The 9,477-nt window shown below is 67.3% G+C and carries 8 protein-coding genes; 5 read left to right on the top strand and 3 right to left on the bottom strand.

Going from position 1 to position 9,477, the window contains the following annotated elements:
- Positions 1–293 precede the first annotated feature (293 nt).
- Together EEJ42_RS38095 and EEJ42_RS38090 are read right to left on the bottom strand one after the other, a co-directional pair.
- Complete coding sequence (locus tag EEJ42_RS38095; RefSeq protein WP_123106746.1) at positions 294–674, bottom strand: hypothetical protein; 381 nt, start codon at positions 672–674, stop codon at positions 294–296.
- A complete protein-coding gene (locus EEJ42_RS38090) occupies positions 667–4,248 on the bottom strand; it encodes a hypothetical protein (RefSeq protein ID WP_148082175.1) in 3,582 nt (1,193 codons plus the stop codon). Before EEJ42_RS38090 ends, EEJ42_RS38095 begins: the two co-directional genes overlap by 8 nt.
- 399 nt (positions 4,249–4,647) lie before the next feature.
- Between EEJ42_RS38090 and EEJ42_RS38085 the strand changes: the two genes are divergently transcribed.
- The 5 genes from EEJ42_RS38085 (at position 4,648) to EEJ42_RS38060 (ending at position 8,767) form a co-directional block, all read left to right on the top strand.
- Positions 4,648–5,100, top strand: coding sequence for a hypothetical protein (locus EEJ42_RS38085; protein WP_342778385.1), 453 nt, complete (start codon positions 4,648–4,650; stop codon positions 5,098–5,100).
- An 814-nt stretch (positions 5,101–5,914) separates the two neighbouring features.
- On the top strand, positions 5,915–6,118 hold the full coding sequence (locus EEJ42_RS38075; RefSeq protein ID WP_009719280.1) for a cold-shock protein: 204 nt from the start codon (positions 5,915–5,917) through the stop codon (positions 6,116–6,118).
- 345 nt (positions 6,119–6,463) lie between these two features.
- A complete protein-coding gene (locus tag EEJ42_RS38070) occupies positions 6,464–7,957 on the top strand; it encodes a DEAD/DEAH box helicase (protein WP_123106744.1) in 1,494 nt (497 codons plus the stop codon).
- A 46-nt stretch (positions 7,958–8,003) separates the two neighbouring features.
- On the top strand, positions 8,004–8,408 hold the full coding sequence (locus EEJ42_RS38065; protein ID WP_123106743.1) for a CBS domain-containing protein: 405 nt from the start codon (positions 8,004–8,006) through the stop codon (positions 8,406–8,408).
- A gap of 50 nt (positions 8,409–8,458) precedes the next feature.
- Positions 8,459–8,767, top strand: coding sequence for an SCO5918 family protein (locus EEJ42_RS38060; protein ID WP_123106742.1), 309 nt, complete (start codon positions 8,459–8,461; stop codon positions 8,765–8,767).
- A 101-nt stretch (positions 8,768–8,868) separates the two neighbouring features.
- Here EEJ42_RS38060 and EEJ42_RS38055 read toward each other — a convergent pair whose 3' ends face one another.
- Positions 8,869–9,228, bottom strand: coding sequence for a hypothetical protein (locus EEJ42_RS38055; protein WP_009719284.1), 360 nt, complete (start codon positions 9,226–9,228; stop codon positions 8,869–8,871).
- Positions 9,229–9,477 lie beyond the last annotated feature (249 nt).

Here is a 9,477-nt window from a genome sequence, read left to right as displayed (position 1 = left end):
TCACGCCCAAGTAGGCCAGTCGCAGCAGCACGGTCGATCATCATGACGCGCCGGCTACCAGCCACGCGAGAGCACCGACTCGAGCGACGGAGCCGACGACCGCCAGTCCGGATGCATGCCTCCTACCAGGGCGGATGACATTCTCGGCAAGCGCACCCTCACGTCTTCGAAAACAAGGAAAAATGGAAGTTTCCTCAATGAAAGCGCCAGTCGGACCCCTGAATGTCTACATCACGGGACGACTCCAGTAAGCATTCTCTGTCGGTGATGTGCGCTCCAGCCGATGGGCAGCCTCACGACTTCGGGAACGAGCGAGGAGCCTCCCATGGCAGAACAAACTGGGGGAGCTGCGACAAGGTCAGCAAAAGGTCGTCGCGGCGAAACTCCATACCTGCTGCCAGCAGGGTGCGCACGTGTGCGTCCAGTGCGTCCAGGAGGCCGCCCGGCAGTCCGACCGCGACGGGTATCTGCCAGGCGTCCTTCAAGAGTGCATCGAGTTCGTGTTCCGCCACTGGCAGGTGTACGTGGATCGACCACGGTTCGACGTCCTTCATCGGCCCACGAACGGATCGGCCCCGCTTGCCCAGGAGCCGATTGCCTGCGAGCTGGAGCGCGCGCAGCACGGCCATCTCCGAGACGGCCGTGACCAGCACGGCCCGGTCCACCTCAGCCATGCCCTCTCCGCCTTCCTCTGGCCCGGTCATCGTCCCATCCGTGAATCCGCTCGGCGCGTTCTTGCTCTTCGGCCCGCTGGAGCAGTTCCTTCTGCTGCACGCGGCCTGCTGCTGCGACGGCCCGTAGCGCCGGGACCCGGTCGGCGAGGGCGCGGAAGTACTCCAGGAGATCGGCGTGTATGAGGGAGCGGTCCCCCCACCAGGAGTCGTACCAGGCGACGGACGCAGCGATCTTCTGGGCACCTACACCTCGCTCCAGAAGCAGCGGGCCGAGCTGCTCCACGGCCGCGTTGCGCTGCCCCAAAAGCGCGTCGACCATTTTGTCGGGGCTGACGGCGTGCTCGTCCAGCAATTGCTCCGCCAGCTCGGTGTCCGAGCCGACGAGGTGGATGAGGGCACTGTGGCCGATGCAGGGCAGGCCGATGCAGCGTATGGCCAGGCGGAGTCGGTGCGGGCGGGGGAGGCGGGCGAGGTAAGGATCACCATCGTGGGGGAGGGGGGAGGTGTACCAACCGCGGTCAGACATCTCGTGCAGCCTCTGGTGGAACCATGCCTCGAACGTGTCGGGATCATGCTCAGTGAGGTGCGCAAGGACGCAGCCCGCTTGCCACTGGCCGTGCGAGGGCAGGTCATCGATCCGCAGGTGCTCCACAGCGCGGCTCCAGAGGTCCTGCCACTCCTGCGGCAGGGCGGGGCCGTGCGGTGTCCCGACAGCGAAGCTGATCGCTGCGCTGGCAGCGATGACGGGGACGGGGTGGTTCAGCAGCCGGTGCATGACCTCGTCAGCCTCGTGGCAGAACAGCGTCTCCAGCACTGCCGCGTCCTCGGCCCTCATCGAGGAGATCACCAGCTCTCCCGTGGCGTCCACCACGCTGCGTGCGAGGACGGCACCGAGGACTGCAGGCCGGGTGGAGGCATCCTCAAGGGCCGGGCGGAGTACGGAGGGCGGCACCGTGCCGGGGGCTGTGGTGAGCCATTGCGTCAGGGCGGGCCCCAGCAGCAGCACGACATCTGATGCGGTGGCTGCCTGGTACCAGGCAGCCGGGTCGGTCATCAGCTTGCCCATGCGCAGCGCGGCCAGGTGGCCGGTGCTGTAGCCGGCGGCCGCTGCCTGTTCGGCCAGCTCGCCGAACCGTGTCACGCCGGCGCGGGGCCCCAGGGCGATCAGTTTCTCCGCCAGTGCCTCCACCTGGGTGCGCATCTGCTCGATGGCCGTCTTGAAGTCGTCGCTGAAGTCAGCGCTTCTCCGTTCACAGAAGGCCTGAAGATCCGGATCGACGTCGAAAGCAGGAAGGGGCTGGCCGGCTGCTTGGGCCCGGTGCTGCAGCGGGCCGAGTGCGAGGTGGGCGCGCAGCGCCGTACCAGGATTGCGCTGCAGCAGCGGATGGAGGACAGCCAGAATGCGGCTCCCGCCTTCAGCACCACACCGCATCTGCTCGGCAGAGGGAGTCTCGCCCCGGGCGGTGATGCCCTGGCCGAGCCGGACCCAGCCCAGCGCCATGTCGAGCAGACAGACCAAAGCGGGGGGTGGGCAGGGGATCTCGTCCGCAGTTGTGGCCTGGGCGGTCAGCAGCGGCACTACCTGCTCCCACAAGCCGAGCAGCCGGGACAGGTTCGCCGCCGTCTCGACGCCGTGGGCAAAGGTGACCGTATGCGGCGCTCCCGGGTCGGGCCAGTTCCCTGACACCTCGACGCTGAAGATGCCTGCCAGGGCCTCGGCAGCCACTCTCCACTGGTCGACCGAGCCATGATGGCGCTTCGCCCACCTGAGCACGGCTTGCAGCAAGCGGGTGCGGATTTCCAGGGAGGTCCCGAAATCAGGGTCGATCATCCCTGCCAGATCACTGAGGACCCGCAGTGGGTGATCGGCAGTGGAGTGACGGCGCCGTTCGTCCCCCACAGCCAACGACAGCAGACCCGCAACTGCCTCGGGGAGCAGAAACTGGCGTGCGCACTGGATCAGGAGCTGCGTGGCTGCATGGCCGACGGGGGCGACGCTCAGTCCATACAGCTCTTCCGGTTCGCGAGGGGCGGCGAGAACGGCCAGAGCCCTGTTGACGGCGAACTCGGCTGCCGCCTGGTCCAGGCGTGCGTACTGGGCCACCACGGCGAAGACATCGGTGCCCCAGCAGGTCGGGGCCGGCAGCGACTGGATCCATCCCTCCGCCTGCGCGCGCGCCCGCGGTGATGAGGACACTCCAGCTGCAGACATCACGGCAGACGCGAGGTCCAGTTCACGGCCGGGGAAAGCATCGACCAGCGTGTCCCACGGCCGGCGCCCCGGGCTGGTGAAGAACCAGCGTGCCACCAGCGGAGCGCACAGAGCCGGCTGCAGCCGCCAGGCGCCTTGCACCGACTCCACCAGACCATTGTGTGTCAAGCCCTCCATCACGCCTGACAGCTCGGCCGGGGCCATCCCGGTCAACGACGCGAGCGTGTGCAGCGCTTCCGGCGACGCTCCACCCAGCGCGGCCACACAGGCCAGTGCATCCAGCGCCGTGTGCGATGTTGTCACTTTGCGCAGGTAGCGCTCGACGCGCGCGACCTGAGCCTTTCCACTAAAGACGTCCTTGTCCTGCCCGCCGGCCAGCAGTTCGCACAGCGGCACCGCCCAGCCAGGCCGGCCATTCGATTGGTTCAGGATCACGGCGCGGGACCGGTAACCGGTAATGCCGGTCGACTCAACTAGCGCGTTCATGTCTTCCCGTTCCAGGAGACCGACACTGACGGCCCTGGCCCCCGGCAGCTGCTCGAGTACCTCTTCGAGCCGATCTGGCCAGGTGGTTGCCACCACGGAGAACGATAGCCCCGTCTGCCGTCGGGCGTGCCTCAAGGCGCGCACAACATCGGGAAGAGCGTGGGCATCTTTCACGATCACCGCTCTCGGTGGCGTCAGCAGCAGGTCGTCATGAAGATGGGCCAGTGAGGCGGGCTCCACGTAGACCACTCGGTCATGCAGCTGGCCAGCCAAGCGCGTCTTACCCACCCCCGGGACACCGACGAGCACCACATCGTGCCCGGCCTCGACCGCAGCAGACAGAGCCTCAAGCTCGACCGCTCTGCCCACCAGTGGCGGCGGGCACGCCGCCAAAGGCGCCTCCAAAGGTTCATCGACCAGGGCACCCAGCCTGCCTTCGATGCCCAACAGACTCCGCCGCCACGCCGCATCCCGTACGAGCTGGCGAACGAACCAGTCCTGGGCATAGATGTGAGCCGGCGGCAATTCCCGGTCCGTGCACAGCTTGTCCAGCGATTCCCTGATGCGAGCGTTGACCGGACGGGAGCAGGCCACGACGACGAGATCTACGCGCAAGCCCTCCTGCTCCATCCGCCCCAGACCTCGGCGCACATTAGCCACCGGGTCCCCCGTAGTGACCAGTAGACGCCCTCGCGCCTGAGGATCGGCGCCTCCGGGAGGGAAGTAGATGTCGGCATCACGGCCGAAATCATGGCCCTCCTCGACGGCCGACAGACCCGGATACTGGGACTGAAGCAGCGCACAGGCACACCGCTCGAACTCCGCCGGATGAACAGATTCGTTGAGCGCCTGGCGTACACGGGCCGGAAAATTCACAGCGCCATATACTACGCACATCACATTACCTTCGGACATCGGAGGCAGAACCGGATTCCCGGCCCGTCAGGGCACAGGAGCCGCCAGCCAACAAGCACGGACAGTAGCCGCTCTACCGGAGCACCGTGCAACAAAAGGCTTCCGTACCCAGGCCCCAGTCGACACTTGGGCAGAGAGGCCTCACCACGAAAGGCTCCGAAGAGACGGCACCCGCCTACGGCATGCCGCACCGGTGACCAAGCCAGACACACTCCCAGCGGCGCCAGCCGCCCCACCCAGAACCACTGAGAAGCCGTTGTCTTTCCGAGCGTGACTGCTGCGTTTCTGCTGGTCAGGCATAGTCCGTTTCTCGTGCGGCAGTGATGGCGTGTCGTGTTGTCTCCTCGGTGGAGGTGCCGTGTGCCGTCGGTGATGGGGTTGCTGGAGGAACGCGAGCGTGCTGCCCAGCAGCGGGTGGAGGTTCTTCAAGCCGAGTTGCGGGAAGCGGAGGCCGCGTTGGAGCGGTTCGTGATCGCTCGTGAGACGGTCGGGCAGGTCCTGGCGGAGCCGAGCGGCCGCGGGGATGCACCGGTGACCGTGTCTGATGGGCGAGAGCGGCCGGTCGTGGGTGCGGTGCCCGGCTCGGTGGTGCCGGTGTGGAGGGAAGGACTCGACGTCGGCGTACTGGCGCCGGACTATCGGCGGATCATGGCCATCGTGGCCGACCAGGGCGGGGAGGCGGTGGACTGTCGGCAGCTCGCTGCGGCACTCGGTCTGGCGGTAGTCCCGGCGAAAGTCGAGGGGTGCGGTCGAAGGTCAAGCGCCTGGCCGCGCGGGGCTGGCTGGCCGAGACGGTGCCGGGCAGGTCAGTGAGGCTGCCGGGCCAGGCGGCGGCTCATGACCATGCTCATCGACCACCAGATCATCGCCTCCGCGCTGTCGGTGCGGCTCTCGTAGTCGCGGGCCAGGCGGCGCACGCGGCACGGAAACTCCCCGCGACGCACCAGGTCGCAGCCCTTCGCCCGAGAGAACCCAAAGCCCTGGAGGGTCTTCCGCGCTCCCCGTTCCGCCCCAGGTGTGCGGATGCGTGCGGGGCTGTACTGGGTGCCCCCTGCAACTCGTTGAGCTTGTCTGTGCATTCAACTTTGTCTGTCGGTTTTGAGGCGGCGCTGGCGTGCGCCGTGGCAGCTCATCCGCCGCCCGGTGTGGCAACCCACCGCTGAAGCAGGTCCCTCAGGCGGTCAGTGCGGGAGTAGTCGTACCGCGCGATCTGGCCCCCAGCATGTCGATACGAGCTGCTGGACCCCTTCCGAGTGGCGTCTTACGGAAAGCCGCGTACGTCGTCCGACGCTGGGAGCTCTGGTGCCGTTGGCGACTCTTCCTGAAACGTTGCGCTCCGAGTGAATTAATATCTGTGCCCGGGAGATCAGATTTTGACGGACCGCGCAGTGGGAGTTTTTGTCGCGAACAGTAGAGTGGAATCATTCAACGCACACGGGCCGTTCCGGCGTGCTACTGTCGATCCAAGTTGCAGTTGTGGTTCCCGAAACTTCAAGTGCCCCCACCAGGCCTCTGCCGGCCAGGAGCACCTTTGTATTTCCGGTCATTTCCGGGCGGGGTAATCATCGCGGCGACACGGCGTCCGCGCAGTGCGGATGCCGATGCACTGCCCCAAAGGAGATATGACATGGCTGCTGGTACCGTGAAGTGGTTCAACGCGGAAAAGGGTTTCGGCTTCATCGAGCAGGACGGTGGCGGTGCCGACGTGTTCGCCCACTACTCGAACATTGCGGCGCAGGGCTTCCGTGAGCTGCTCGAAGGCCAGAAGGTGAACTTCGACATCGCGCAGGGCCAGAAGGGCCTGACGGCCGAGAACATCGTTCCGGCCTGACGCTCACGCACCATCTGTAGCTGGGGCCCGCATCCTTCGGGGTGCGGGCCCCAGCTGCACGTATCTCCCGCAGCGGTTTCACCCGCGGGACGACTCTGAGGAATCCGCAGTCTTACCATACGCGGCTCCTCCTTCAGGGATGCAGGCGCATCCTGACGAGCTGCACCGCAGCCGACGCCCGGATCTCAAGATTTCCATCGCGTCACTCATTTGAGCACCTGCGCCACGGAGATCTTCCGCCGGCCAGATCTGCTTTCTTTTGCCGCTGGTCCATACTTGTAATTCTCCATGCCGCTCATCGCTGCGGGAATTCCTTGATATGTGCCACATCGAGGAAGGTTCCGCATGAACCACACATACACGAACGACCGCCCCGCCCGCGCCCGTAATGGCAATGCCGACGCCGGAAAGGGCGGCAGCCGCAGGGCCTCGCAGGCACCGCGCTGTTCCGGCGGGCCTGCCCGTTCCGGTGGTTACGGCCGCCGGCCCGCCGCAGTGCAAGGTGAGTTCGCGCCGCCCAGGACGATCACCCCCGCGCTGCCCGCCGTTGAAGGCTTCGCCGACCTCGACCTGCCCGAGCACCTGCTGACCGAACTCGGCAGACAGGGTGTGACCGCACCGTTCCCGATCCAGGGAGCGACGCTGCCGAACTCCTTGGCGGGCCGTGACGTCCTGGGCCGCGGCCGCACCGGTTCCGGCAAGACCCTGGCCTTCGGCCTCGCCCTGCTCGCCCGCACCGCTGGACAGCGTGCTGAGCCCCGCCAGCCGCTGGGGCTGATCCTCGTACCCACGCGTGAGCTGGCACAGCAGGTGACCGACGCGCTGACCCCGTACGCCCGCTCCGTGCGGCTGCGGCTGGCCACCGTGGTCGGCGGCATGTCGATCGGCAGGCAGGCCAGCGCGCTGCGCGGCGGAGCCGAGGTCGTCGTCGCGACGCCGGGGCGGCTCAAGGACCTCATCGACCGCGGCGAATGCCGGCTGAACCACGTGGGCATCACCGTGCTGGACGAGGCGGACCAGATGGCCGACATGGGCTTCATGCCCCAGGTCACCGCGCTGCTCGACCAGGTGCGCCCGGAGGGGCAGCGAATGCTGTTCTCCGCCACCCTGGACCGTAACGTCGATCTGCTGGTGCGCCGGTACCTGACCGACCCCGTCGTGCATTCGGTCGACCCGTCGGCCGGTGCGGTCACGACGATGGAGCACCACGTCCTGCACGTCCACGGTGCCGACAAGCACGCCGCCACGACCGAGATCGCCGCCCGCGACGGACGCGTGATCATGTTCCTGGACACCAAGCACGCCGTCGACCGGCTGACCCAGGACCTGCTCAACAGCGGGGTACGCGCCGCCGCGCTGCACGGCGGCAAGTCGCAGCCGCAACGCACCTGCACGCTGGCGCAGTTCAAGAGGGGGCACGTCACTGTGCTGGTGGCGACCAATGTCGCGGCGCGCGGCATCCACGTCGACAACCTCGACCTGGTCGTCAACGTCGATCCGCCGACCGACCACAAGGACTACCTCCACCGGGGCGGCCGTACCGCCCGCGCCGGCGAGTCCGGCAGCGTCGTCACCCTCGTGACACCGAACCAGCGCCGAGGCATGGTCCGCCTCATGTCGGACGCCGGGATCCGGCCGCAGACCACGCAGATCCGCTTGGGCGACGAGGCCCTGCGCCGGATCACCGGCGCCCAGGCCCCGTCCGGCATCCCGGTCGTCATCACCGCACCGGCGGCCGAACACCCCAAGCGCAGCGCCTCCTCGCGCGGCCGGCGCCGCCCCGCTTCGGCGAGCCGGCGCGCCCCCGTACGCCAGTCCGGCTTCAGCGCGGTGGCCTAGAACTTTCGTGATCAGGAAGCTGACTCATCTCTGCAGGAGGTACCCTTTGACGCTGGTTCAGACACAGCCCCGCCCGGCGGGCGCCAACCCCGTGCGCAGGACGGTGGTCGAGGTCATGGACGCGGCCGGGCCGCAGGTCTGTGACGACATGAGCGTCGAGGTGGCGCTGGCCGTCATGGCCGCCGCCCGCACGGGCCGACTGGTCGTCTGCGACCTGGACGGCCAGTGCACCGGCCTGGTCACCCGGACCGAACTCGCCGCCATCCGTGACAGCTCCGACTACACGGACCGTGTCCGCCTGCGCGACATCCTCGGCGACCACGGCTCGTTCACCTCACCCGTGACCACGATGGCCGAAGCCGAGCACGCGATGCGCACCCGTCGGCTCGGTGTCCTGCCGGTGGTCGACGAGCAAGGCAGCGCCCTGGGCATCCTCGTCCTCTCCCGCTGAACCGCCTCACCCCTGGTCGGACCGTTCTCCCCTTCTCCCTGTGAGGCAACATGCGCTGCGTCATCGCCCGCTTCCCCTTCGAGCTCACCAAGAGCGGCGTGCTGGAATCGATGAAGGGCATCAAGCCCGAACCGGTCACCGGCGAATCGGTGATCATCGGCCGCCGCCACTACCCCGTCAAGCAGGTCGGCCAGGTCATCACCCGCCAGGACCGCCGTGACTTCAGCGCCGCCGAAGTCCTCCGGGCCATGGCTCAGCTCGGCTTCACCTGCCGCGCCGTTCCCAATCCAGCGCCCCTGAGCATTGTCAGCCCGATGCAGCACGCCTCCGCGATGCTCGGCACCCCCGTCACGGTCTGACCGGGTAGACAGACACGAGCCGACACCTGGCCAGCAGTGTGGGTCCGACCGGTACGCCGGTCGGACCCACACTGCGTGCAGCCGGTTCCCGTCGCCGTTGCTCAGTGGTCGGAATAGCTGAAGTCGCCCACGGTCCAGGCGCTGACGTCCTCAATCGCGACACGGTACATTCCGCCCGTCTCCGGGATCCCCACCGTGCCCTGCAGGATCCGGGCGACATGGAAGTGCAGATGCGTGGGTGGCCCGTCCTCCTTCACGGGGGCGTCGAAGACGGCGGCGAACTCGCCCAAGCGGTCCGAATCCGTCAGCACCTCCGACACCCTCTGCCTCCACACTGCTTCGGAAGCCAGCCGACCGGTGATGACAGCACCGCCGGTGACCACGGTCAGGGACATCTGATTGCTCCGCCCGGACTCCACCAAGGCGGCGACGTGAACCAGGAGCTCGTCAGGCTTTGACATGAGGCAGATTGTATTCACCGGCCATCCGGATGCTCGAGCGGTGGCGCTACCGGGCAAGAAGGGCACTCTGCGGGTGCCGATAAATCATCCACGCAGCTCAGACTGCGTGCTGGTACTCGTGGAGCGCTCCGCCGAGTCGGTCTCGTCGGTCGATTTTCAGGTGGGTGAGCTGGGCTTGTTTGGCGATGGGTGCGGGTAGCGGGCGGCATGGGGCGGCTTGCTCGAGTGCCCTGTGCGGGCGGTGTTCGT

Origin of the sequence: Streptomyces botrytidirepellens (assembly GCF_003721215.1) — a bacterium.
Lineage (GTDB): Bacteria > Actinomycetota > Actinomycetes > Streptomycetales > Streptomycetaceae > Streptomyces > Streptomyces himastatinicus.
Note: the sequence above shows the minus strand (reverse complement) of the source record. Positions and strands in the feature narration are given on the sequence as shown.